General features: G+C 73.3%; 22 protein-coding genes and 1 pseudogene. 11 read left to right on the top strand and 12 right to left on the bottom strand.

From position 1 onward, the window contains the following. Positions 1-29 precede the first annotated feature (29 nt). On the bottom strand, positions 30-1784 hold the full coding sequence (locus ACFY6U_RS02850; protein WP_390034748.1) for an esterase: 1755 nt from the start codon (positions 1782-1784) through the stop codon (positions 30-32). A gap of 181 nt (positions 1785-1965) precedes the next feature. On the opposite strand from ACFY6U_RS02850, the gene ACFY6U_RS02845 reads away from it, so the two are divergent. The 3 genes from ACFY6U_RS02845 to ACFY6U_RS02835 are packed head-to-tail and all read left to right on the top strand — an operon-like array spanning position 1966 to position 4108. Beyond that, positions 1966-2607 carry a phosphoribosyltransferase gene (locus ACFY6U_RS02845; RefSeq protein ID WP_390034747.1) on the top strand — a complete coding sequence of 214 codons (642 nt, stop codon included), beginning with the start codon at positions 1966-1968 and terminating at the stop codon, positions 2605-2607. A 17-nt stretch (positions 2608-2624) separates the two neighbouring features. Then, complete coding sequence (locus ACFY6U_RS02840; RefSeq protein ID WP_390034746.1) at positions 2625-3044, top strand: TIGR03668 family PPOX class F420-dependent oxidoreductase; 420 nt, start codon at positions 2625-2627, stop codon at positions 3042-3044. A 56-nt stretch (positions 3045-3100) separates the two neighbouring features. Then, positions 3101-4108: a serine/threonine-protein kinase gene (locus ACFY6U_RS02835; RefSeq protein ID WP_390034745.1), complete on the top strand. Its 1008-nt coding sequence runs from the start codon at positions 3101-3103 to the stop codon at positions 4106-4108. Here the strand turns inward: ACFY6U_RS02835 and ACFY6U_RS02830 are convergent. Both ACFY6U_RS02830 and ACFY6U_RS02825 read right to left on the bottom strand, forming a co-directional pair. Next, positions 4095-4523: pseudogene (locus ACFY6U_RS02830) on the bottom strand (ATP-binding protein); the annotation flags it as partial. The gene ACFY6U_RS02835 and the pseudogene ACFY6U_RS02830 sit on opposite strands and share 14 nt — an antisense overlap. Before the next feature lie 194 nt (positions 4524-4717). Then, entirely contained in the window at positions 4718-5350 is a 633-nt protein-coding gene (locus ACFY6U_RS02825; RefSeq protein ID WP_390034744.1) for a PAS domain-containing protein, read from the bottom strand. Between the two features lie 646 nt (positions 5351-5996). On the opposite strand from ACFY6U_RS02825, the gene ACFY6U_RS02820 reads away from it, so the two are divergent. Further along, a complete protein-coding gene (locus tag ACFY6U_RS02820; RefSeq protein ID WP_390035187.1) occupies positions 5997-7169 on the top strand; it encodes an NAD(+)/NADH kinase in 1173 nt (390 codons plus the stop codon). A 78-nt stretch (positions 7170-7247) separates the two neighbouring features. Here the strand turns inward: ACFY6U_RS02820 and ACFY6U_RS02815 are convergent, their stop codons facing one another. Further along, complete coding sequence (locus ACFY6U_RS02815) at positions 7248-8972, bottom strand: purine-cytosine permease family protein (RefSeq protein WP_390034743.1); 1725 nt, start codon at positions 8970-8972, stop codon at positions 7248-7250. A 136-nt stretch (positions 8973-9108) separates the two neighbouring features. Next, a complete protein-coding gene (locus tag ACFY6U_RS02810; protein WP_390034742.1) occupies positions 9109-10182 on the bottom strand; it encodes a substrate-binding domain-containing protein in 1074 nt (357 codons plus the stop codon). A 111-nt stretch (positions 10183-10293) separates the two neighbouring features. On the opposite strand from ACFY6U_RS02810, the gene ACFY6U_RS02805 reads away from it, so the two are divergent. After that, complete coding sequence (locus tag ACFY6U_RS02805) at positions 10294-10782, top strand: MarR family winged helix-turn-helix transcriptional regulator (protein WP_390034741.1); 489 nt, start codon at positions 10294-10296, stop codon at positions 10780-10782. 66 nt (positions 10783-10848) lie between these two features. On the opposite strand, the gene ACFY6U_RS02800 is transcribed toward ACFY6U_RS02805, so the two are convergent. Further along, complete coding sequence (locus ACFY6U_RS02800) at positions 10849-12237, bottom strand: hypothetical protein (RefSeq protein WP_390034740.1); 1389 nt, start codon at positions 12235-12237, stop codon at positions 10849-10851. Positions 12238-12350: 113 nt separating this feature from the next. Here ACFY6U_RS02800 and ACFY6U_RS02795 point away from each other — a divergent pair, with 113 nt between their 5' ends. After that, entirely contained in the window at positions 12351-13595 is a 1245-nt protein-coding gene (locus ACFY6U_RS02795; RefSeq protein WP_390034739.1) for a molybdopterin-dependent oxidoreductase, read from the top strand. Beyond that, a complete protein-coding gene (locus tag ACFY6U_RS02790) occupies positions 13595-14086 on the top strand; it encodes a hypothetical protein (protein ID WP_390034738.1) in 492 nt (163 codons plus the stop codon). The genes ACFY6U_RS02795 and ACFY6U_RS02790 overlap by 1 nt, the downstream gene beginning before the upstream one ends. Here ACFY6U_RS02790 and ACFY6U_RS02785 read toward each other — a convergent pair. The 3 genes from ACFY6U_RS02785 to ACFY6U_RS02775 all read right to left on the bottom strand — a co-directional run bounded on the left by ACFY6U_RS02785 (position 13975) and on the right by ACFY6U_RS02775 (position 16204). Then, a complete protein-coding gene (locus tag ACFY6U_RS02785) occupies positions 13975-14685 on the bottom strand; it encodes a class I SAM-dependent methyltransferase (RefSeq protein WP_390034737.1) in 711 nt (236 codons plus the stop codon). The genes ACFY6U_RS02790 and ACFY6U_RS02785 overlap by 112 nt on opposite strands. Beyond that, positions 14682-15308, bottom strand: a complete 627-nt coding sequence (locus ACFY6U_RS02780) for a DUF2064 domain-containing protein (protein WP_390034736.1) — start codon at positions 15306-15308, stop codon at positions 14682-14684. Before ACFY6U_RS02780 ends, ACFY6U_RS02785 begins: the two co-directional genes overlap by 4 nt. Positions 15309-15484: 176 nt before the next feature. Beyond that, complete coding sequence (locus ACFY6U_RS02775) at positions 15485-16204, bottom strand: glycosyltransferase family 2 protein (protein WP_390034735.1); 720 nt, start codon at positions 16202-16204, stop codon at positions 15485-15487. Between the two features lie 115 nt (positions 16205-16319). On the opposite strand from ACFY6U_RS02775, the gene ACFY6U_RS02770 reads away from it, so the two are divergent. Continuing rightward, positions 16320-17096 (top strand): response regulator transcription factor, encoded by a 777-nt coding sequence (locus ACFY6U_RS02770; RefSeq protein ID WP_390034734.1) that lies wholly within the window; start codon positions 16320-16322, stop codon positions 17094-17096. 1 nt (position 17097) lies between these two features. Continuing rightward, the gene (locus tag ACFY6U_RS02765) at positions 17098-18210 is read left to right on the top strand and encodes a sensor histidine kinase (protein WP_390034733.1); all 1113 of its coding nucleotides are present in this window, start codon (positions 17098-17100) and stop codon (positions 18208-18210) included. Positions 18211-18214: 4 nt separating this feature from the next. Here ACFY6U_RS02765 and ACFY6U_RS02760 read toward each other — a convergent pair whose 3' ends face one another. Further along, on the bottom strand, positions 18215-19201 hold the full coding sequence (locus ACFY6U_RS02760; RefSeq protein WP_390034732.1) for an NAD-dependent epimerase/dehydratase family protein: 987 nt from the start codon (positions 19199-19201) through the stop codon (positions 18215-18217). A gap of 104 nt (positions 19202-19305) precedes the next feature. Further along, on the bottom strand, positions 19306-20076 hold the full coding sequence (locus tag ACFY6U_RS02755; RefSeq protein WP_390034731.1) for a maleylpyruvate isomerase N-terminal domain-containing protein: 771 nt from the start codon (positions 20074-20076) through the stop codon (positions 19306-19308). A 189-nt stretch (positions 20077-20265) separates the two neighbouring features. Here ACFY6U_RS02755 and ACFY6U_RS02750 point away from each other — a divergent pair, with 189 nt between their 5' ends. Further along, a complete protein-coding gene (locus ACFY6U_RS02750) occupies positions 20266-21465 on the top strand; it encodes an acyltransferase family protein (RefSeq protein ID WP_390034730.1) in 1200 nt (399 codons plus the stop codon). A 42-nt stretch (positions 21466-21507) separates the two neighbouring features. Here ACFY6U_RS02750 and ACFY6U_RS02745 read toward each other — a convergent pair whose 3' ends face one another. Beyond that, the gene (locus ACFY6U_RS02745; protein ID WP_390034729.1) at positions 21508-22065 is read right to left on the bottom strand and encodes a hypothetical protein; all 558 of its coding nucleotides are present in this window, start codon (positions 22063-22065) and stop codon (positions 21508-21510) included. A 531-nt stretch (positions 22066-22596) separates the two neighbouring features. On the opposite strand from ACFY6U_RS02745, the gene ACFY6U_RS02740 reads away from it, so the two are divergent. Next, positions 22597-23169 (top strand): hypothetical protein, encoded by a 573-nt coding sequence (locus ACFY6U_RS02740; RefSeq protein ID WP_390034728.1) that lies wholly within the window; start codon positions 22597-22599, stop codon positions 23167-23169. Positions 23170-23200 lie beyond the last annotated feature (31 nt).

The following is a 23200-nucleotide window of genomic DNA, read 5'->3' as shown; positions in this document are numbered from 1 at the left end:
GTGGCGCAGCCGCCCGGGCGCTCCGGTGGTCACTTCCCGGTGACGGACTCCGCCCAGTCGATGAAGTTCGTCGTCGAATCGCCGGTGCGCTCGGCCATGGTGTGTCCCTGGGCCCAGACGGTGGCGAAGTCGACGTCGGGGATGCCGTAGTTCAGCAGGGCCAGCCGGATGTTGATCTCGGTGGTGTTGGCGGTGTCGCCCTGCATGATGCCGGTGCGGATGCGCCAGTGGCGCGCCACCTGCGAACGGCGGTAGCCGCCGAAGGCGGGCGAGAGGTAGTACAGCGGGTTGTACGCGTCGGCCCGCCAGGCCATGTCCTTGCCGACGCTGTCCTTCTTGGCGAAGTCGCTGTCGTACGCCGCGGAGCCGTAGTCGGAGCTCCAGCCGGAGTAGGTGGCGTACGTCGACTCGTTCGCCTTGACGACGTCGCGGGTGAGCGGCGCGAAGTGCGCCGGGGCGTCGAGCCCCATCGCGAAGACGCCGTTCTCGGTCTGGCCGCGGGAGTACCCGTCGAAGGCGCCGACCGGCTTGCTCGCGGTCTTCTGGCTCCTGACGAAGCCCTCCAGGCCGGACACCGTGGCGGTGTTGGTGGTGGCGTCGTAGGTGACCCAGGTGCTGTCGGTGTTGAGGTAGGCGATGTAGTCGTCGACCGTCTCGTACGTGGTCGAGGATCCCGTCTGGCCCGATCCGGGCGGGCCGCCCATCGTCGTGACGGTGTACGGGAAGGTGTTGTCGGACAGGAAGTTGTTCAGCGAGGCGGTGATCACCTCGATCAGGTGGTCGTAGTAGCTGCCGGCCAGGTGGACGCCGCCGGCGGACTCGGTCAGCTTCAGACGCCTGCCCCGCTCGTCACGCAGTCCCAGGCCGTTGACGTATCTGGGCCAGGCCTTCGCGAGGTCCGTCGAGTAGGCGCTGGTCCAGGTGCCGGACGCGCGCGTGCCGGTCGAGGCGAACTGGCCCATGTTCCACTCGTAGGACAGGTTGGCCTCGTGCAGGCTGGTGATCGGGCACCAGGCCATGACGCCTGCGACCGCGTCGCTGAGGGGTCGGCCGTGGGCGTCCGCCATCGCCGCGCCGATCGTGCGCAGGTACGGGTGGTACAGGGGGCTGTCACCGGACGCGCCCGCCACGGTGGCCTGGGCGCCGCCGCCGCTCATGCCGAACAGGACGATGTCGTCCGTGCTGCCGGGCAGGACGCTCCGGTTGTACCGCAGGAAGCGGACCGCGGCCTTGAGGTCGGTCACGCCCCAGGGGGCGGCGTCGGAGCGGGTGCCGGTCGAGCCGTCCCGGCCGCGCAGGCCCGGCCACACGTAGATGTGCCCGGCCTTCAGGTACTGCGAGACGCTGCTGTAGCTGTAGGACGTGGCCGGCTTCTGCGCGGCGTAGCCGGGGGTGTTGACCGGGATCACGATCGGCGCGGTGCGTCCCGAGTACGCGCCGACGGTCCCCTTCGGGTCGACCGTCGCGGTGTACGTGGTCCCGTCACTGTTCGCGGTGGCCCTCAGGTAGGCGCCCGGAACGTAGATCGACAGGTTCTCGTAGTCCGTCGTGGCTGGGCTGGCGACGTACACCTTCCCGAGCTGGTAGTACACGTCGTTGGCCGCGTCGTACGACCAGGCGGTGGAATCGAACTCCAGCGAGTACGCCGAGCTCGCCGTGGACGTGCTCGACGAGCCGTCCGGCGACGAGGTGCCGGCGAAGGCCGTGCCTGCCGCGCCCTCGGCGATTCCGAACGCGGCCATGGCTGCCGCGCCCCGGACAACGGTTCTGCGGTTGATCTCCACCCGTGGACCTCCTTGTGCAGCGGGTTGCGTGGTCACTCGAGTCCCTGACTGTAGGGAAGACGCCCAGAGATTGTTGACAATTTCGATGATTATTTTGTTAGAAGGCATGGCTCGGCCTTCGGCGCCTCCGGGTGTGAGCATGGAGGGAGGAGACCCCGACCTCGCCCGGGGAGGACGAACCGTGCGCTACCGGGACCGCGCTCACGCGGGCCGCGAACTCGCCGCCGTGCTGGCCGAGTTGCGCGACGAGGGTGCCCTGCCCGACCCGATCGTGCTGGCGCTGCCCCGGGGCGGTGTGGCCGTCGCCGCCGAGGTGGCGCGCGAGCTTTCGGCCCCGCTGGACGTGCTCGTCGTACGCAAGATCGGCGCCCCGCACCACGAGGAGTTCGGCGTCGGCGCGATCGCTGGGGACGACCCGCCGCTCCTGGACCGGGCGACCCTGGCCCACCTGGACCTGAGCGAGGACTTCCTCGCCCCGGTCGTCGAGCGGGAGCGGCAGGAACTGCGCCGCCGCGAGCGCCGCTACCGCGAGGGACGGCCACCGCCCGCACTGCGCGGCCGTACCGTGCTCGTCGTCGACGACGGCCTCGCCACCGGCTCCACCGCCCGCGCCGCGCTGCGCCACGTGCGGGGCCGGGGCCCCGCACGGACCGTACTGGCGGTCCCGGTCGGCGCGCCCGACTCCCTGGACGCGCTCGCCGCCGAGGCCGACCTGGTCGTCTGCCCGTACCGCCCGGCCGTGTTCAGCGCGGTCGGGCAGTGGTACGACGACTTCGGGCAACTGACGGACGACGACGTGCTCGACGCGCTGCGCCGGGCCTGACCGGGACGGGGCGCGCGGTGCCGGAACTGGCCGAGGGCGAGGCACGACGCCGGTTCGCCGCGGCCCGGGTGGCACGGCTCGCGACCGTGGACGCGAACGGCCGCCCCCATCTGGTGCCGGTCGTCTTCGCCCGCCACGGCGCCGACGGGATCGTCACCGCCGTGGACCACAAACCCAAGACCACGACCGGTCTCAAGCGGCTGTGCAACATCGCCGCGCAGCCGTCCGTGTGCCTGCTCGCGGACGCGTACGACGAGAACTGGGACCACCTGTGGTGGGTCCGGGCGGACGGCGAGGCGAGGGTGGTTCCCGCCCGCGCGGCGCTCGTCGGGCCGCTGAGCGCGAAATACCCGCAGTACCGGGAACACCCTCCGGCCGGCCCGGTCGTTCTCGTGACCGTGACGCGCTGGACCGGTTGGCAGGCGGCGCCCCCGTGAGCTGCCCGAACGTGACCTTCTCGCGGGCCGCCTACCCACTGGATACGATGTGGGCGATGGCGACGCGCATCGCGGGCTACGAGGTCCAGGGCGAGATCGGGCGCGGCGGCATGGCCGTCGTCTACCGTGCCAAGGACCTGCGTCTGGACCGGACCGTCGCCCTGAAGCTGCTGGCCCCCGAGATGGCGCGCAACGACACCTTCCGCCGCCGTTTCACCCACGAGTCACGGGTCGCCGCCGCCATCGACCACCCCCACATCGTGCCGATCTTCGAGGCCGGCGAGACGGACGGCGTGCTGTACATCGCGATGCGGTACGTGTCGGGGCCCGATCTGCGCGCCTTGCTGGACGAGGAGGGCGTGCTGCCGGTGGACGCGGCGCTGCGGATCGCCGCCCAGGTCGCCTCGGCGCTCGACGCGGCGCACGAGCACGATCTGGTGCACCGGGACGTGAAGCCCGGCAACGTGCTGGTGGCGCGGGGCACGGACAGCGAGCACCCCGAGCACGTCTACCTCACGGACTTCGGGCTCACCAAGAAGTCGCTGTCGCTGACCGGGTTCACGACGGTCGGCGAGTTCGTCGGCACCCTGGACTACGTGGCGCCGGAGCAGATCTCGGGGCGCCCGGTGGACGGCCGCTGCGATCTCTACAGTTTCGCCTGCGTGGTCTTCGAGATGCTCGCCGGCGGTCCGCCGTTCGTCCGGGACGAGGACATCGCGCTGCTGTGGGCGCACCAGTACGACGCCCCGCCCGCGCTGAGCGAGGTGCGGGCGGGGCTGCCGCCGGCGTTCGACGGCGTGTTCGCCAGGGCGCTGGCCAAGGTCCCCGAGGACCGGTACGGCTCCTGCCTGGAGTTCGTGTCGGCGCTGCGGTGCGCCTCGTACGGTCCCGGTCAGGCCGGGGAGCCCGCCGTCCACCGTGACGCCGACGGGGCCCCGACCGTCGGCCGTGACGTCGTCCGCACCCCGACCGTCGGGGCGGCCCCGGACACCCCGCAGCCGCCCGCCTGGGCCCGCCCGGTGTTCCGCGGACGGCCGGGCCCCGGCCGCCTCAGTCCTCGGTGAGGTACTGCTCGGCCCAGACGGTCTTGCCGGTGCCGCCGTGCCGGGTGCCCCAGCGCCGGGTCGGCTGGCCGACCAGGAGGAGTCCGCGTCCCCCCTCGTCGTAGGTGTGGGCCCGCCGCATGTGCGGGGCGGTGTTGCTGGAGTCGAAGACCTCGCAGGTGAGGGTGTGGTCGTCGTGGATCAGGCGGAGCCGGACGGGCGGGCGGCCGTACCGGAAGGCGTTGGTGACCATTTCGCTGACGATGAGTTCGGTGATGAACGCGGCCTCCTCCAGCTGCCACTCGGCCAGTTGCCCGGTGGCCGGCTTGCGGGCCTCGGCGACCACGGCGAGGTCGAAGGGCCCCTCCCAGGTGGCCACCCGGTCGGCGTGCAGGGCCCGGGTGCGGGCGAGGAGCAGGGCGATGTCGTCGGGCGGCGCCGCGGCGGGCCGGTGCGGGTGCCCCCGGGCGACCTCGTCCGCACGCGGGGGAGCGTCCAGCAGGTCCACGGCGCACACGTCGGCGAAGTCGGGGACGGCGACCTCGGTCAGCTCCCGCGCGGTGCGCTGCACGTCGGAGCCGGTGCCGGTGCGTACCCCGGCGTCGCCCAGCAGCAGCATCCGGCGCCGGGTCAGCTGCTGGGAACGTCGGCGTGGGCCGTCAGGGCCACCGCCCGCACCCGGCCGCCCGGGTCCGTCAGCGGCGTGAGCCGCGCGTGCCAGGTGCGCTCCGGGGCGGCCGGATCCAGATGGAGACGGATCTCCTGCGGTCCGGCGCCCTCCAGGACCCGCCGCATGCTCGCCTCGGCCTCGGCGCTGCCCTCGTCGGGCACGACGTCCGTCAGCCGCAGCCCGCGCATCATGCCCTCCGCCAGCGACAGCGTGCGCTGCGTCGCGACGCTCGCCCGGGCCGGCCGCAGCTCCTCGTCGAAGACAGCGGAGACACGGGGCGACTGCTGGAAGGCCCATTCGCCGAGCGCCTGTCCGGCGGCGACGGCCGCCGGGCCGGTCACCGCGGACACCACCGGCCACTCCGTGCCGCCCGGCCGTACGCCGGAGGGCCTGCGGTGCACCAGGACGTCCCGGTCCAGCCGGTGCCCGTCGCGGTGGCACAGCGCCGCGGTCCCGCTCCAGCGCGGTCCGGCCACCGCCGCCCGCCGGGCGTCCCGGTCCGGTTCGGCGAGCAGCCGGGCGGCCCGCTGCCCCAGGATCTCGGCGGGCCGGTAGCCCAGCAGCAGCCGGGCCCCGTCGCTCCAGCCGGTCACGGCCCCCTGCTCGTCGACCGTGACCGAGGCGGTGGGGGCCCCGGAGGGTACGGCGTGCGTCCGCGCCGGGTGGCTGGGAGGGGTGGGGGGTCATTCCATCGCCGCTCGTCCTTCGCGGAACCTGCACGGCCGGCTCTCTCCCCAGGATGATCCCGGCCGCCACGGAGCACCAATCCGCCGCGCTGCCACTCCGGGCCGCCGCAGCGACACCGGCCGGCGGTCCCTGTGACGCGCCTGTGACAGTCGGGGGACACCGCCATGACGTCGCGTTGTGAGGGTTTTTTGAACGGACAAATCGCCCCTATTGGATCGATCGGTCAAGGAACCCTCATGAGCTTCACCGCAGTCACCCGGCACACCGAGACCGCCGCCGTCGCGCCGGCCCCGCGTGAGCGCGAGACGCTGAAGCACATCGCCGCGAGCGGGCTGCACCTACCTCCGGGCGGCCCGGCAGATGGGGCTCTCCAGGCGCACGGTCGACGCCTGCCTCCGCCGGATCCGCGCCAAACTCGACATCGACACCACCGCCGAGCTCACCCGGCTGGCCATCTCCCTGGGGCTGTGATCCCGCTCCGCCCGACAGATCCGCCCGCGCCGTGACAGCGTGGGAGCAGCGGCTGAGCACGGTGGTGTCCTGGAGGCGGAGATGACGGTGAACGGGCTCGGACTGGTGGTGCACGGCGGGCGCGCGGAGGCGGTGGAAGCGGCCTGTGCGGTACGGGCGTGGGCCGCGGAGCACGACGTGCGGTGCACGGACATCGACGTGTGGCACGACGGCGGACGGCACCACTCCGGGGAGGAGGTCGCGGCCGCCGGCGATCCCGACCTGATCGTCACCCTCGGCGGGGACGGCACCTTCCTGCGCGGCGCCCGGCTCGCCGCCCGCAACGACGCGCTGGTCCTCGGCGTCGACCTGGGCCGGGTAGGCTTCCTGACCGAGGTGCCGGTCTGCTCGGTGCGGGAGGCTCTGGACGCGATCCGCGAGGACCGCTACACCGTCGACAGCCGTCTGCTCCTGACGATGCGCGCCTCCCGGCGCCTGGAGGTGCCGGCCGACATGGAGCGGCTGATGCAGTACGGCCGCGGGCCGCTGCTCCCGCCGCCCCAGGTCCGCACGGACTGCGAGCAGGACACCGACTGGGGTGTTCCGCTGCACGTCGCCGCGGTCAACGACATCGTCCTGGAGAAGCTGTCCCGGGACCGCCAGGTCTCCGTCGGCGTCTACGTCTCCGGCCGGCTGCTCGCCTCCTACTCCGCCGACGCGCTGCTGGTGGCGACGCCGACCGGCTCGACCGCGTACAGCTTCGCCGCCGGCGGCCCCGTCGTCTCGCCGTGCGCGGAGGCCCTCGTCTTCACCCCGGTCGCCCCGCACATGACGTTCAACCGCTCGGTCGTCACCGCTCCGAACGAAGCGGTCGGCCTGCGCGTCCTGGAACGCTCGGGACAGGCCGCGGTCAGCGTCGACGGCCAGGTGCGGGGCGTCCTGGAGCCGGGGGACTGGATCGGCGTGTACGCCGCCCCGACCCGGCTGCGGGTGGTCCGGCTCGCCGCGATGGACTTCTACGGCCGCCTGCGCGAGCGCATGAACCTGACCGACGCCCCGGCCGCGGTCGCCGACGGCACCCCCGCCCCTCTGTGGTCGTTGCGCACGCCCCCGCCCGGCGACATGGCCCATATCTCCCTGCCGCTCATGGCGGCGGACTACATCGATGCGAAAGAACCGTGCGCCGACTGGAGGGAACGTGTCGGCCCCGCGCAGGCAAAGCTGGAAAAGTCGGCCTTCCCGCGTCATGGGCAGGAAGGCGACGAGAACCCCTGACGGCCTGGGGGCACCTGGGGACAGGAGCTCCGGCCCGCGCGACAGGGTGCGAGCCGGAGCGGTGGACGGGGGTACCCGTCAGTCCGCGGGCCGCACCGTCGGCATGGCGAGCGCGACCGGGCCGGTCTTGCAGGAGTCGTGGCAGTCCTTCTCCAGGCTGCAGCACAGCGAGCAGATCGCACCGGAGTGGAACGGGCAGCCCGCCACGTCCGGCCGCTCGAAGCCGGTCGCGCACACCGTGCAGGTCAGCGTGGCCGCCGACGGCAGCCCGTCCGGGCCGAGCAGCGGCTCCGCGAGGTCGTCGACGCGGGCGATGTAGTACTTCCCCTTGGTCAGCACCGCGAACAGCGGCGAGAGCACCATCGCCAGGAACAGCGCGATGAACGGCGAGTACGCCTTGCCGTACTCCCCGAACGCGTTGAAGTACGCGGCGATCGAGACCGCCGACGCGATCAGCATCGAGCCGAAGCCGACCGGGTTGAAGTTGTACAGGTGGGCCCGCTTGAACTCGATGTACGACGGGCTCAGCTTCAGCGGCTTGTTGATGACCAGGTCGGCGACGACCGCGCCGATCCAGGCGATCGCCACGTTGGAGTAGAAGCCCAGCACGGTGTTGAGGAAGCCGAAGACACCGCCCTCCATCAGGGCCAGGGCGATGCCCACGTTGAGGAAGATGTAGACCACGCGCCCGGGGTGACGGTGCGTCAGCCGCGAGAAGAAGTTCGACCAGGACAGCGAACCGGAGTACGCGTTCGTCGAGTTGATCTTTATCTGGGAGAGGATCACGAAGAACGTGGCGAGACCGAGCGCGACCGGCGCCGCGAACGTCTTGAAGCCCGACACGTACTGCTGGATCGGCTCGTTCGCCTTGGCGAGGCCCACGCTGCCGGCGATGTAGAAGGCGAGGAACGCGCCGCCGATCTGCTTGGCGGCCCCGAGCACCACCCACCCCGGACCGGCGGAGAGCACCGCACCCCACCACTTCCGGCCGTTCTCCGGCGTCTTGTCCGGCATGAACCGCAGGTAGTCGACCTGCTCACCGATCTGCGCGATCAGCGACAGCGCGACGCCCGCACCCGCGCCCACCCCGAGCATGCTGATGCTCGACCCGGTCGGCGAGTTGCCCGCGAAGTGCGTGAACTCCGAGAACTTGCCCGGCTCCTGGATCGCGATGGACACGAACGGCGCGACCATCAGCACCAGCCAGACCGGCTGCGTCCACACCTGCATCTTCGACAGCGCGGTCATGCCGTAGATGACCAGCGGCAGGATGATGACCGAGCAGATCAGGTACCCGACGGCCAGCGGGATGTGCAGGCCCAGCTCCAGGGCCTGCGCCATGATCGAGCCTTCGAGGGCGAAGAAGATGAACGTGAAGCTGGCGTAGATGACCGAGGTGAGCGTCGAGCCGAGGTAGCCGAAGCCCGCGCCCCGGGTCAACAGGTCCATGTCGATGGAGTACTTGGCCGAGTAGTACGAGATCGGGATGCCGGTGAGGAAGATGACCACGGCCGCGGTCAGGATCGCCACCAGAGCACTGGAGAAGCCGTTGGAGATGGCGATCGAACCGCCGATGGCGAAGTCCGCGAGATAGGCGATGCCGCCCAGCGCGGTGGTGGCGACCACGTAGGGGGTCCAGCGGCGGAAGGACTTCGGCGCGTACCGCAGCGAGTAGTCCTCAAGCGTGTCGTTCTGCGCCCAGTCGTTGTAGGTCCGCCTGCTGTCCGTGCCACCGGACGTGCCGCTGCCCGCCCCGCCGTCCGCCACGGCCGGCGGCGCCTCTTTTCCGACGATCTCCGTCACGACTCTTCCCTCTCTCGTCCCCGGTCGTTTGCACGGAAGAGTCGCGGCGCCCTGTTTCCCGAAGGTTTCACCTGCTTTAAAAGACAAAGCTTGATACTTCCCATGGGAAGTAATGGGCGCTGTGGGCGAGTTGGGCTCAGAGCTGAGCGACGACGTGGAAGTCGAAGGCGTCCGCCCGCGCCAGGTACAGCCGTTGGGCGAGATGGTTGCCGCGCAGCCGTACGACGCCCCGCGGCCCCTCGTACGACACCGCGTCCCCGACCGCGCACATCGCCCGCACGTCCAGCGACCGGGCCTGCTCGGCCAGGGCCGCCAGCAGCCGCACCCCCTCGAAGCAGGACTCGCCGAGGCTCCCCACCACCGGGGCGTGCACACCGAACCGGGCCGCGTGGCGGGCGCCGAAGTCGAGGCTCTCGGCGGTCGCGAGGGTCTCGAAGAAACCGGCCGCCGCCCAGAGCCCGTCGGTGCCGTCCGCGCCGGTGGCCAGCAGGATGTTCTCGTCCATGTGGGTGCTCAGCCGAAGGCACCGCTGGTGCAGCCCGTACCCGGCGAACGCCCGGTTGAAGCGGGCCGCGTCCGCGCCCACCAGCAGCATCAGCACCGCGTCCGCCTCGCACCGCTCGATCCGGCGCAGCACCGCAGCGAAGCCCTCCGTCCCCAGCGGCACGAACACCTCGTCCCGCACCCGCCCGCCGCACTCCCGCGCGTACGACCGTGCCGTGCGCGCGGTCACCCGGGGCCACACGTAGTCGTTGCCCACCGTGCACCAGCGCCGCACCCCGGCCGCCTCCGCCAGCAGCCGCATCGCGGGCAGCAGTTGGGCGACGTCGGTCTCACCGGTCAGGAAGACACCGGGAGTCCGCTCGCCGCCCTCGTACTGCGCGGTGTAGACGTACGGCACCCGGCCCGCGATCCGGGGCAGCAGCGCCTGCCGTACCGCCGAGGTGTGCCAGCCCACCACCCCGTCCACGGCGCCCAGCGAGACCAGCGCCCCGACCTCGGCCGCCACCCGGGCCGGCGGCGCCCCGCCGTCCACGGTGACCAGCCCGACCTCCCGGCCCAACACCCCGCCCGCGGCGTTCAGTTCCTCCACGGCCAGCCGCGCGGCCGACTCGCACGACGGCCCGAGGACCCCGGCCGGCCCCTGCAACGGCACGACCAGGGCGAGGAGCAGCGTGCCACTCCCGTCGCTCGGCGGCGCCGGACGCATCGGCCACCTCCGTGCGGGCATGGGGAACGCGGATTCCGGTCCCGGGCCCCGGCGCCGTCGCCAAGACTCGTATTCTGCGCGCACAGTAGACCTACCGGAAGGACACCGGCAATGCCGTCCGTACCCTCCTCGCCGGACCTAGCCCACCTCCTCAGCCATGCCGAGCGGCGGGTCGTGCGGCGGCTGGCCGCGGTGCTGGCCGAGGAGGACTGCACGGTCGAGGAGTGGCGGGTCCTGTCGCTCGTCGGTGACGGCCGGGGGCATCCGATGTCCGAGATAGCCGAGCACGCCCTGATGCCGGCGCCCAGCCTGACCAAGCTCGTCGACCGCATGGTCGCGGACAACCTCGTCCACCGCCGCCCCGACCCGCACGACCGCCGCCGCGTCCTGCTCCACCTCACCCCGCGCGGCGAGGACCTCCACGGCCGTGCCGCCCGCCGGGTCCACGGCGACCAGGCCCGGCTGCTCGAAGAGGTCGGCGACGGGGCGGCCCTGGCGAGTCTCCTCGCGCAGCTCTCGGCGGCGGCCGAGGTCCGGACAACCGAGGTCCGGGCAACCGAGGTCCGGGCGGCCGGCCCGGGGCCGTCAGCCCTCCCGTAGCCGTATCGCCGCGGCGGGACGCGCCGGTACGCCGGAGGCCAGGCCTGCGGGATCAGGCCGGCGGGGTCACCAGCCGGTGAACAGCAGATGGTTCAGCAGCAGCCCGAGCAGCGCCTGCGCCGTGAGCCAGGCGCGCGGCCGGGGCAGGAACGCGCAGGCCGACAGCAGCCACATCGCGAACGGCAGCCAGATGCGCTCCGTCTCCGCCTTGCTCATCCCGGACAGGTCGGCGAGCAGCAGGGCCAGCAGGGCGGCGGCCACGAGGAACGCGAGCCGTTTCTCCGCGACCGGCGCGGTACGGCGGCGGACCGGCACGGCACCCGCCCGCCGCAGCCCGGCCACCGTCGCCGGACCCGTGATGACCACCGTGCAGGCCAGGTTGGCCCACACCCAGTAGCCGTACGGCCGGGTCCCGCCGATCCCCTGGTAGTAGCGGGTGACCAGCAGCCGGTACCCCTGCCACCAGTCGAACCCGGCCAGGGTGAACACGAGCGGGACGACCGCCGCCCCCGCCACCAGCAGCGCGAGGACGACAGGGCGGGCCCGGACCCGGCGCCGGCCGAGCACCAGCACCGCCGCCCCGATCAGTGCGAAGAGCGTCAGGCCGTACGACAGGTAGCAGGTCAGCCCGAACAGCAGCCCCGCACCCGCCGCCCAGGCCACGGACCGGCCGGTCACCGCGAGTGCCAGCAGGGCCACCGTCCAGGCGGCGACCGCCGCGAAGTACCCGTCCGCCGAGGCGCCCACCCACACCGCGGCCGGGGCCATGACCAGGAACGGCGCGGCCCGCCGGGCGAGCCGCTCGTCGGCCAGGGCCCGCACCGCGACCAGCACGGCGACACAGGCCGTCGAACCGGCCGTGATGCACCAGGCGCCCGCCCAGCCGCCGCCGTGCAGCCCGATCCGGTCCAGGAGGACGAAAGTGAGCGTGGCCGCCGGCGGGTGCCCGGCGATGTGGGCCGGCCAGGGCGCCGGGGTGCCGCTGACGATGTGGTGGGTGAAGTCCCGCAGGGTCGCCGGGATGTCGTGGAAGCGGGAGACGACCGTCAGGTACTCGTTCGGGCTGGTGAGCCGGCCCGCCACGCCCCGCTGCCAGCCGTCGACCAGCGCCAGCGACCACGTCCAGGCCAGACAGGCGCCCCAGGCCGCGCCGAGCAGCCCGCGCCAGGGCAGCCGTACGGCCAGGTTCGGCCCGTACGCCACCACGGCGGCCGCGACCAGCACGGCGGCCGGGGTGCCCGGGCCGACGTGCGGGTCCCAGTCGGCGAACAGCGGCGGCCAGTGCACGAACAGGTTGCGGTAGGCGTCCTGGAGATGCCGGCCGACCAGCACGGCGGCGAGCACCAGCAGGGCGGCGGCGAGGACGGCGAGCAGATCGGCGATGAGGCCGGCGGGATCGGCGGACGGATCGGCGGAGAGATCGGCGGGCCGATCACGGTGCGGAGCGCGGGTCACACCGGAACGCTAGGTCGGCGACCGCGCCGAACCCTGCATCAGCGGGCTGACGTCAGACTTTCGTCATGGGTCGCGCACCCGTTTTGGGGATTTCCCCGGCCTACGGTCGGACCATGAGACCCGACGATCCACGGCTCCCCACCTCACCCGGCTTCTGGCGCAGCCCGCTGCGCGGCACCTGGTTCACCTCGGTGCTCGGCCTGGTGCTGCTCGTCGGCATCACCGTGCTGTTCGTGACGGGACTGGTGTCGTACGCCGCGTACAACCCGGACCTGGCCCCGGTGAACGACCAGACCCCGGACAAGGGCGTCCTCGGCTTCTACCTCTTCTCCTGGCCGACGAACCCGTACTGGCTCTACCGGGTCACCCAGGGCCTGCACGTCACCCTCGGCATCGCCCTGATCCCGGTGCTGCTCGCCAAGCTGTGGTCGGTGGTGCCGAAGCTGTTCACGCTGCCCCCGGCCCGCTCGGTGGCCCACGCCCTGGAACGGGTCTCGCTGCTGCTGCTGGTCGGCGGCGGCCTCTTCGAGTTCACGACCGGCGTCCTCAACGTCCAGCTCGACTACGTCTTCCCAGGCTCCTTCTACCCCCTGCACTTCTACGGTGCCTGGGTGTTCTTCGCCGCGTTCGTGGCGCACGCGGCACTGAAGACGCCGACGGCGCTGCGGGCGGTCCGGGAACGCCAACGGCACCGGGACGAAGGAGAGTTGGAGACCCCTCGGCCGGACGCGCCCACCGTCTCCCGGCGCGGGGCGCTGTGGTTCGTGGGCGGCGCGTCCCTGCTGCTGCTCGTCACGACGGCCGGGCAGAGCATCGGGGGAGTATGGCGCCGCACCGCGCTGCTCGCACCGCACGGCGGAGCCGACCCGGGCAGCGGGCCGAACGGCTTCCAGATCAACAAGACGGCCGCGTACGCCGGGATCGGCGCGTCGGAGACCGGGGACGAGGCATGGCGGCTCGTCGTCACCGGACGCGACGGCCGGACGGTCCGCCTCAGCCGCGCCGAGCTGCTCCGAATGCCCCAGTACAGCGCCGCGCTGCCGATCGCCTGCGTCGAGGGCTGGTCGACCGCCGACCAGTGGTGGCGCGGGGTGCGGCTGCGCGACCTCGCCGCACTGGTCGGCTACGGCACCGCCCCGCCGGACGTGCTCGTCGAGTCGCTCCAGCGGCACGGCGCCTTCCGCCGCGGGGCCCTGCGCGCCAACCAGGTCGCCGACCCGCGCTCCCTGCTCGCCCTCCAGGTGAACGGCGAGGACCTGTCCCCCGACCACGGCTACCCGGCGCGCGTGATCGTGCCCGCCGCACCCGGTGTCCTCAACACCAAGTGGGTGGCCCGGATGACCTTCGGAGACCTGTGATGCGCCCGCGCCTTGTCATCGGCAGCCCCCTGCAGATCCTTCTCCTGGCCTGCTCGTTCGCGCTCGCCGCCTACGCCGGCCTGCGGCTGCTGTCCGGCGACTGGCTCGGCGTGGCACTGTGGGTGGTGGGGGCGGCGCTGCTGCACGACCTGGTCCTGCTGCCGCTGTACGCGCTGGCCGACCGGGCCGTGGCGCGGGGGCTGGGCGCCGCCGGGCGCCGGGTGGGGGTACCGCCCACGCCTTTCGGGCAGTGGGGGAGGACGATGTACGTCCGGGTCCCGGCCGCGCTCTCCGCGCTGCTCCTGCTGGTGTGGTTCCCGCTGATCAGCGGGATGGTGGCCGGGCACTACCGGTCGGCCACCGGCCTCTCCACGGACGGCTACCTGGCCCGCTGGCTGCTGATCACCGCGGTGCTCTTCGGCGGCTCGGCGCTCCTGCTGGCGCGGCGGCTGCGCAGGGCGACGAAGCGGCGCCCGCCGGTCGCCCACTGAGCCTCCGTCTCCCAGCCCCGCGCGTACCGCAGCAGGGCCGGGGTGCCGAGCCGCGCCCAGCGGAAGGGGGCGCCGACGGCCTCCTGGGCGTCGGTGAGGTGGACGTCGGCGCGTTCGTCGACGTCCACCGGCGCGGTCTCGGCGATCAGCAGGCCACCGGGGGCGAGGAGCCCGGCCACCCGGCCGAGCAGGGCGTGCGGGTCGCCGCCGATCCCGACGTTGCCGTCCATGAGCAGGACGGTGCCCCAGCGGCCCTCGCCGGGCAGCGGCTCGAAGACCGAGCGGCGCAGGGCCTGGCCGCCGAGCCGCACGGTGTGGTCCACGGCGGCCGCGCTGACGTCGATGCCGAGGACGGTACGGCCCTGGGCGGCGAGTTCCGCGACCAGCCGCCCGGGGCCGCAGCCGACGTCCAGGACCGCGCCCTCGCAGCGGTCGAGGACGGCCCGGTCGACCGGGTCGGCCCGCGCGCACCAGCGCTCGACGTCCAGGGGCAGCAGCCAGCCGTCCGTGCGGCGCAGGAACAGCGGGCCGTGCCCGGCGCGCAGGGCGGCGGCGTAGGGGTCGGCGCCGGTCCAGGGGACGGCCGGCGAGGTGGTCATCGGCGCTCCGTTCCGCCGTGCGCCGTGCACCGGGACAGCAGGGCGGCGAACCGGCTGTGCGGGACGAGGGCGGCGACGGCGGCCGCGTCGGCCGCGGTGTCCACGTCCCGCAGCCGGGGCAGGTCGCACACCCGCAGCCCGGCACCGACGAGACGTCGGCGCTGGACGGCGCCGGTGTCCGGCGCTGACATCGGCACCCCGCGCAGCAGCGCCGGGTCCGGGTCGGCCAGCCCCAGCGCCCAGAACCCGCCGTCCTCGGCTCCACCGAAGTACGCGTCGCACTCCGCGAAGTCCACGGTGAGGAGGGCCGGGGTGACCTGCGGGGTGTCCATGCCGATGAGGAGGGCGGGGCCCGAGCAGCGGGCGAACGAGTCGGCGAGCCGCTCGTCCAGCCCGCCGGCACACTGCGGTACGACGTCGAATCCGGGCGGCAGCCAGGGGCCGGGGGCGCCGTCCAGGACCAGGATCCGGCGGGCGGCGGGGGCCGCGGCGACGGCGTCCAGGGTGTCGGCGAGCGAGGCCTCGGCGAGGGCGGCCGCCTGCGCGGGGGAGAAGGGCGGGGTGAGCCGGGTCTTGACCCTGCCGGGGCGGGGTTCCTTGGCGATGACGAGGAGGGTGGTCATGGGGGGTCCTTGGGTGGTGCGGGTGGGTGGGGGCTGAGGCGGGGGCGGGGACGCTCACCGGCGCTTGCCGGGTGCCTCCCCCAGCGCCCACCCGTGCCGCCCTGCGGCACGCCTGCCCGCAGCTGTGTGGCTGACGTGACTACAGCGCCCCTTTGGGGGCGCGGGGAACTGCGCGATCAGCCCCCACCGGCCGGCACCCGAGGTCGTTCCTTCAGCACCCGGCTCATGTCCCGCACCGCCTGAAAGGTGCCACGCCAGGTCCCCGTCACCTTGGACGTACCGGTGCGCGGCAGGTACGCCACCTCATGCTCGGTGATCCGCCACCCCGCGTCGGCGGCGCGCACCACCATCTGCAGGGGATAGCCGCTGCGCCGGTCGTCGAGCGACAGCGCGAGCAGCCCCTCGCGGCGAGCGGCCCGCAGCGGACCGAGGTCGTGCAGGCGCAGTCCCGTGCGGCGCCGCAGCATCCGCGCCAGCGCCAGATTCCCCGCGCGGGCGTGCGCGGGCCACGCGCCCCGCCCCTGCGGACGCCGGCGGCCGAGCACCAAGTCCGCCTCGCCGTCGAGGACCTCCCGCACGAACGGCACGAGAAGCCCCGGGTCCAGCGAGGCGTCGCAGTCGCAGAAGCAGACGATGCCGGCGGTCGCCTCGGTCAGCCCCGCATGGCACGCCGCGCCGAAGCCGCGCCGCGCCTCGTGGACGACGGTCGCCCCGTACGCCCGGGCGATGTCCGCCGAGCCGTCGGTGGAGCCGTTGTCGACCACGAGGGCCCGCCAGCCCGGCGGGATCCGGCCGAGCACCCAGGGCAGGGCCTCCGCCTCGTTCAGACAGGGCAGGACGACGTCCACGTCCGTCGCCGGGAAGGGGGAAGAAGGTGAGGTGGTCACGGCCTTCACCCTACGAACGCGAACCGGACATACCGGGCCTCGACTGCTTACGAAACGCGGACGTCGCACCCCGGGCCCACCCTCGGCCGCGACACCCCCGACGGCACGGTGCGAGGGTGGAGGCATGCAGCAGCCGTACGAGTCCACCGAGGCCGGGGCCACCGCCGGTGCGGCCCGGATCCTGGTCGTGGACGACGATCCGACCGTCGCGGAGATCGTCTCCGGGTACCTGGACCGCGCCGGGTACCTGGTCGACCACGCCGGCGACGGTCCCACCGCCCTGACCCGCGCCGCCGCCCACTGGCCCGACCTGGTCGTGCTCGACCTGATGCTGCCCGGCATGGACGGCCTGGAGGTCTGCCGGCGGCTGCGCGGCCACGCCCCCGTCCCGGTCATCATGCTCACCGCACGCGGCGACGAGGACGACCGCATCCTCGGCCTGGAGGTCGGCGCCGACGACTACGTCACCAAGCCCTTCAGCCCCCGGGAACTGGTCCTGCGGGTGGAGTCGGTGCTGCGCCGCAGCCGCCCCGCCCCCGCCGACCGGTCCTTCTCGTCCGCCGGACTCACCCTCGACCCCGGTGCCCGCCGCGCCACCAAGGACGGCGCCGAACTCGCCCTCACCCTGCGCGAGTTCGACCTCCTCGCCTTCTTCCTGCGGAACCCGGGCCGGGCGTACGGCAGGGAGGACCTGATGCGCGCGGTGTGGGGCTGGGACTTCGGCGACCTGTCCACCGTCACGGTCCATGTCCGCCGGCTGCGCGCCAAGGTCGAGGACGACCCGGCCCGGCCACGGCTGATCCAGACGGTGTGGGGCGTCGGCTACCGCTTCGAGCCGAACGGGGAGCACAACCAGGACGATCAGGGCGGCGATCAGGGCGGCCGGGAAGGGGCGGCCTGACATGCGCGACACCTTCCTCATCGCCCTGTACGCCTTCGCCGGCGCCGCCGGCACCGGACTGCTCGGTGCGGCCGCGCTGCGCCTGCTGCGGCGCCGCTCGCTGACCGCGTCCCTCACCGTGGTCGCCGCCGTCGGCGTGGTCGCGATGCTCGCCGGCACCCTGGCCGTCGCCTGGGCGATGTTCCTCTCCCCGCACGACCTGTCGGTGGTGACCACGGTCGTCGCGATGGCGGCCGTGGTGTCCCTCGCGACCGCACTCGTACTGGGCCGCTGGGTCGTCGCCCGCAGCCGTGAACTCGTCCTCGCGGCACGCTCGTTCGGCGAGGACGGCGACTTCGCCGCACCACCGGTCCCGGCCACCGCCGAACTGGCCGAGGTGAGCCGCGAACTGGCGGCGACGAGTGCGAAACTCGCCGAGTCCCGGGAGCGGGAGCGGGCGTTGGAGACCTCACGCCGGGAACTCGTCGCCTGGATCTCGCACGACCTGCGCACCCCGCTGGCCGGTCTGCGTGCCATGTCGGAGGCCCTGGAGGACGGCGTCGCCACCGACCCCGACCGCTATCACAAGCAGATCCGCACCGAGGTCGAGCGCCTCAACGACATGGTCGGCGACCTCTTCGAACTCTCCCGCATCCACGCGGGCACCCTCGCGCTGAGCCCGAGCCGGATGTCGGTCTACGACCTCGTCGGAGACGCCCTCGCGGGTGTCGACCCGCTGGCCCGCGAGTACGGCGTACGGCTGGTCGGCGACCGGGTGGAGCAGGTGCCGGTCGAGGTGGACGGCAGGGAGATGAGCCGGGTGCTGGGCAACCTGCTGGTGAACGCCATCCGCCGGACGCCCCCCGACGGCACGGTCGCGGTCGCCGCCGAGCGGTCGGCCGAGGGCGCGGTCGTCCTGTCCGTCACGGACGGCTGCGGCGGCATCCCCGAGGAGGACCTGCCCCGCGTCTTCGACACCGGCTGGCGCGGCACCCACGCCCGGACCCCGCCGGCCGGAGCCGGCCTCGGCCTCGCCATCGTGCGCGGGATCGTCGAGGCCCACCGGGGCCGGGCCACCGTGCACAACATCCCCGGCGGCTGCCGCTTCGAGGTCACCCTCCCGGCGGCGCCGTAGCTCATCACGCCCGCGCGAACTCCCGCATCCCGTCAGCGAACCCGACCTCGGCCTTCCAGCCCAGTTCGGCCCGCAGCCGTGCGGAGTCGGCGGTGATGTGCCGTACGTCGCCCAGCCGGTACTCCCCGGTGACCACCGGCGAGGGCCCGCCGTGCGCCTCGGCGAGCGCGCGGGCCATCTCGCCGACGGTGTGCGGCTCGCCGCTTCCGGTGTTGTACGCGGTCAGCACACCCGGCGCCGGCCGTACCTCCAGCGCCACCGCGTTGGCGGCGGCCACGTCCCGGACGTGCACGAAGTCCCTGCGCTGCCGCCCGTCCTCGTACACCCGGGGCGCCTCGCCGCGGGCGAGCGCGGAACGGAAGAAGGCGGCGACGCCCGCGTAGGGGGTGTCGCGGGGCATCCGGGGCCCGTACACGTTGTGGTAGCGGAGCGACACCGCCGACCCGCCGGTCGACCGGGCCCACGCGGCGGCCAGGTGCTCCTGGGCCAGCTTGGTCGTGGCGTACACGTTGCGCGGATCGACGGGCGCGTCCTCACCGACGAGCCCCGGCGTCAACTCGGCCCCGCACACCGGGCAGTTCGGCTCGAACCGCCCCGCGTCCAGGTCGGCGACCGCGCGCGGCCCGGGCCGTACGACACCGTGCCGCGGGCACTCGTACCGCCCCTCCCCGTACACGACCATCGACCCGGCCAGCACGAGGTGCCGTACCCCCGCCTCGGCCATCGCGGAGAGCAGCACGGCCGTACCGAGGTCGTTGCGCGAGACGTACTCCGCCGCGTCACCGAACCCGACCCCGAGGCCGACCATCGCGGCCTGGTGGCAGACCGCGTCGACGCCCGCGAGGGCCCGCCCCACCGCCACCGGACTGCGCACGTCGGCGCCCGCGTCGTCCCGGACGTCGAACACGACCGGCTCGTGCCCGCGCGCGGTCAGCGCCTCGACGACATGGGACCCGATGAACCCGGCACCGCCGGTGACCAGTACACGCATGGGGCCACGCTAGGCGCGCGCGGCCCCCGGACCACGCGCCCACGCCCGCACGTCACGACTCCGTAAGGCGCGCGGCGGCCGACGCGTCACTCCGTTCCGTGGCCTCAGTAGCCGGCCGGCAGCGTGCGCACCCTGCGCAGGGTCTCCGGTCCGGCGGCGCTGTGCCAGCGGGCCGGGCCGGCGGGGCGGCGGCCCCACAGCAGCAGGACGCGTACGGCCGCGTCGCTCTCGATCGTCGCGGGGCCCTCGGGCGTGGCGAGCCGGATGCCGGCGCCGTCCGCGTCGGCGGTCACCACGTCGTCGTCCATGCCGGGGGTGCGCAGCAGGCCCTCGATCCGCCCCTCCGGGCCCAGATCGAGACCGGTGCGGCCGCGCTCCAGCAGCGGCCGACCGACCGACGTCACGCTGTGCTCCGTCATCCACGGCTCGTTGAGCGCCCGCACCGCCGTACGGTCGTCGCCGGTCAGGTCCCAGCGGTGCAGGATGAGCTCCTCCCGCATGTGCTCGGCGAAGAAGGGGACCTTCACCGTCCGGCCGGTCCACATCACCTCGGTGTCCGGCGAGAGGTCCTGGGCGGCGGCCGCGGCGACCTCGCTGAGCTTCTCGCAGCGGCTCAGGAACGCCGCCCACAGCTCGACGTCCGACATCCGCCGGTGGGGTTCCTCGCGGTCGAAGCCCCTGGTCTCCACCGGCGCACCGGCGAGGAACGCCTGCAGCACCCGGGCCAGTTCCTCGGCGTTGCCGGTCTGGTGGGCCAGGCCGTCCCGCACCGTCCACGCCTCGCACCACGTACCGTCGTCGGGCCGCCGCCCCTGGACGGCGTGCACGAACGGGGCCGGCTCCGGCAGGGTCTCCTCGACCCGAGAGGGAATCATGCGCCATGGGTAGCCGGACCCGCCGCCGCCCACACGCCCCCCCACAGAGCCCGGCGGAGGCGGCCGGGCCCGCCTGTTGAACGGCCCGGCCGGGGGTCACGTACCTGTCGCTGTGGGCGGCACCGTGCCGCCCGAAGGCACCGGCGGTGCGCGGCAGCCGGTGTGCAGAGGAAGGGCTGAACCATTTCAGTGGATGCGAGTCGTCCGGCCGGCAGTGCTCTCGACCTGGCCGTCCCCGTACGCCGGGAGGAGACCGGGACCGGGGACGGGAACGCGGCACAGGTCCGTCCGCGGGCGCACGCGCAGGTGCGGGGCCTGGACGGCCTCCGTGGCCTGGCGGCGCTGTACGTCGTCCTGTTCCACTGCTGGCTGTACACCTTCCCGGGCTATCCGCACAGTTCGGCGCCCCCGTGGCTGGGCGGGCTGATGTTCGGGCGCCTCGCCGTCGTCTTCTTCCTGGTGCTGTCCGGGTTCTCCCTGGCGATCTCCCCGGCGCGGCACGGCTGGCGGACGGCCGGTGTCCGCGAGTTCCTGCGCCGACGCGCCTGGCGCATCCTCCCCCCGTACTGGGCGGCCCTGGCCATGAGCCTGCTGGTCTCGTGGTTCGTGGTGCCGGCCTCGCACTTCGGGCCGCCCACCGGCGCGACCGTCGTGGTGTACGGCCTGGTCGCCCAGGACATGGTCACCGCCCCGACGCCGAACGGCGCGTTCTGGTCGATAGGAGTGGAGTCCGAGCTCTACCTCCTCTTCCCCCTTCTCCTCCTCGTCCGCCGGCGCTGGGGCGCCGCGGTGCTGGCCGCTTCGGTGACCCTTCCGGTGGTCGTCATCGGCCTGACGGCGGCCGGCGCCAACCCGGTGGAGGGCGACAACTGGCTCGCTCCCCATCTCGCTCCGGTGTTCGCCGCAGGTGTGGCGGGCGCGGGGATCGTCACCGCCTCGGACAGGGTGCGACGACTGCCGTGGGGGTGGTTCGCCGTCCTGGCCGCCCTGCCGGTCCTGGCCCTCGGCGCCGTCCGGGGTTCCGCCTGGACGGTGAACCACTACTTCTGGATCGACCTCGCCATCGCTCCGGCCATGACGATGCTGCTCGCCGCCGTGGCGACCGGAAGGCCCGCCGTCCTCGTACGGCTCCTGACCGCGCGCCCCGTCCACGGCCTCGGCGGTTTCTCCTACAGCCTCTACCTGATCCATCTTCCGATCGTTCTGGCCGTGATTCGCCGGGTCGCCCCGCATTTCGTGTCACCGGGACTGCCCACGTTCTGGTTCACGCTGGCGGTGGGCCTGCCGGTTTCGGTCGTCTCGGCGTGGCTGTTCTCCAAGCTCTTCGAAATACCTTTCAAACGGAACAGGTCCTGGAAATCGCTGCTCGCGGCCCGTTCCGGCGCGTGAGAAAGGGCCCGGCCCGCTTCCGGCCGGGCCCTCGGTCCGCCGTCAGCCCGTCGCCGTCGATTTCTGGCCGGAGGGAGTGACGGCGTACCACTCCTGGTCCTTCCCCTCGCCGTTGGTCTGTCCGGCCGCCGTGTCGCCCACGTACCGGTAGAGCGGCCAGCCGGCGAGGGTGAGCTGTGTCTCGCCGTTCCGGTGGACCGTGCCGAGGAGGCTCTTCTCCACCCCCGAGGTCTGTACGGACTCCGGCACGATCACCGGCAGCCAGGTCTTGGTGCAGGCGCCGGAGCACGTCCACTTGGAGGGGTTCGGCTGGTCCTTGTCGTAGCGGTAGAGGGTCAGCCCCTTGTCGTCGGTGACGATGCTGCCCAGCCCCTGGGCCGCCCTGGTCAGCACGGCGGCGGTGGTGGCCGGCTGCCCGCTCCCGCTGCCGGCGGCGGGAGCCGGCGTGGAGGCGGCCGGATCCGACGCGGCCGGGGTCGCCGACGTGACCGGGGCGGCCGGGGCGGCGTTGCCGGTGCCGTTCGAGGAGCCGCACGCCCCCAGCAGGAAAGCGGAGGCGAGCCCCAGGGCGAGGCTCGGACCGATGCGTCGCGGGATCAAGGAAGGTGCCCTTCGTCGGAGTCGCGTCTACCTGGCCCTGAGTACGTCGGCCGCCTCCCGTCCGCTCAGCCGCCGCGATCACGTGACGCACTCTTGACCCGCGCCCGACGCCCGCGGCGTGATCGTGGGGACGACCGGCGGCGCGCCCGCGTTCGCAGCGACCCGGCCGTCCGGCACAGAGCCTGACCGTCAGCGTTCCCGTGTCGATCGACGGCACCGCCGTGGACGCCGCCGACGCCCCGATCCTCGTCTCCAACCCGATCGGCGGCTGCCTCCCCTCCTCGGTGTCGACCACCACAGGCGTGAGCAGCAGCCGGGCGCAGCTGGCGATGGCGGCCGGGTACGTCGCGGTGGAGCCGGGCGCCCGGGGCCGGACCCTGGTGGACTCCAGCGGCGACTACTACCGCACCGCGCCGGCGGCGCCCTGTCGGCCCTGCTGGGAGCCTCCGGCGGCAGCTCGCTGTACGACAGTTGCCTCAGCGAACTCGGCGCGGCCGACGCCGACGACATCGTCTACGCCACCGGCGCCTGGTGCTCCGTCACCGACCCGGAGAACGCCGACGGCGCCTACGAGCGGAACTGGGGAACCGACACGCTCAGCAGCGGCGAGGAGGTCGACCAGGACGTCTCCGCTGGGACGGTTCGTCGGCCACGTTCTCCTGGTCCGACTACCTCGACCACGTCGGGTCCCGCGGCAAGGACGCCCCGGCCTTCGACGCCTTCGACCTGTCGGCCGGCGAGAACAACGAGTTCGGCGTCGACACCACCGAGGCCCGGCACTTCACCGACCACAGCCTGGCCAACGACACCTCCGGCACCGGCGGCACGTCACTGGACAGCGACATCCCCGGCAAGCTGGAGACGATGAACCCGATGTACTTCATCGGCGAGTCCAACGACGACCGGGCCAAGTACTGGTGGATCCGCACCGGCACCAAGGACACCGACACCGCGCTGACGGTCGTCGGCAACCTGGCCCTGAGCCTGGAGAACCTCGGCGACGACGTCAACGCCCTGATGTACTGGGACGCCGCCCACGGCGCCGACGAGGACCCGGCCGACTTCATCACCTGGATCGGCGACGTGACCGGCTACACCGGCTGAGCGCTCCGCTGGAAGTACCGCGGTCTGCGTC

It is taken from the genome of Streptomyces sp. NPDC013157 (genome assembly GCF_042899865.1).
Lineage (GTDB): Bacteria > Actinomycetota > Actinomycetes > Streptomycetales > Streptomycetaceae > Streptomyces.
Note: the sequence above shows the minus strand (reverse complement) of the source record. Positions and strands in the feature narration are given on the sequence as shown.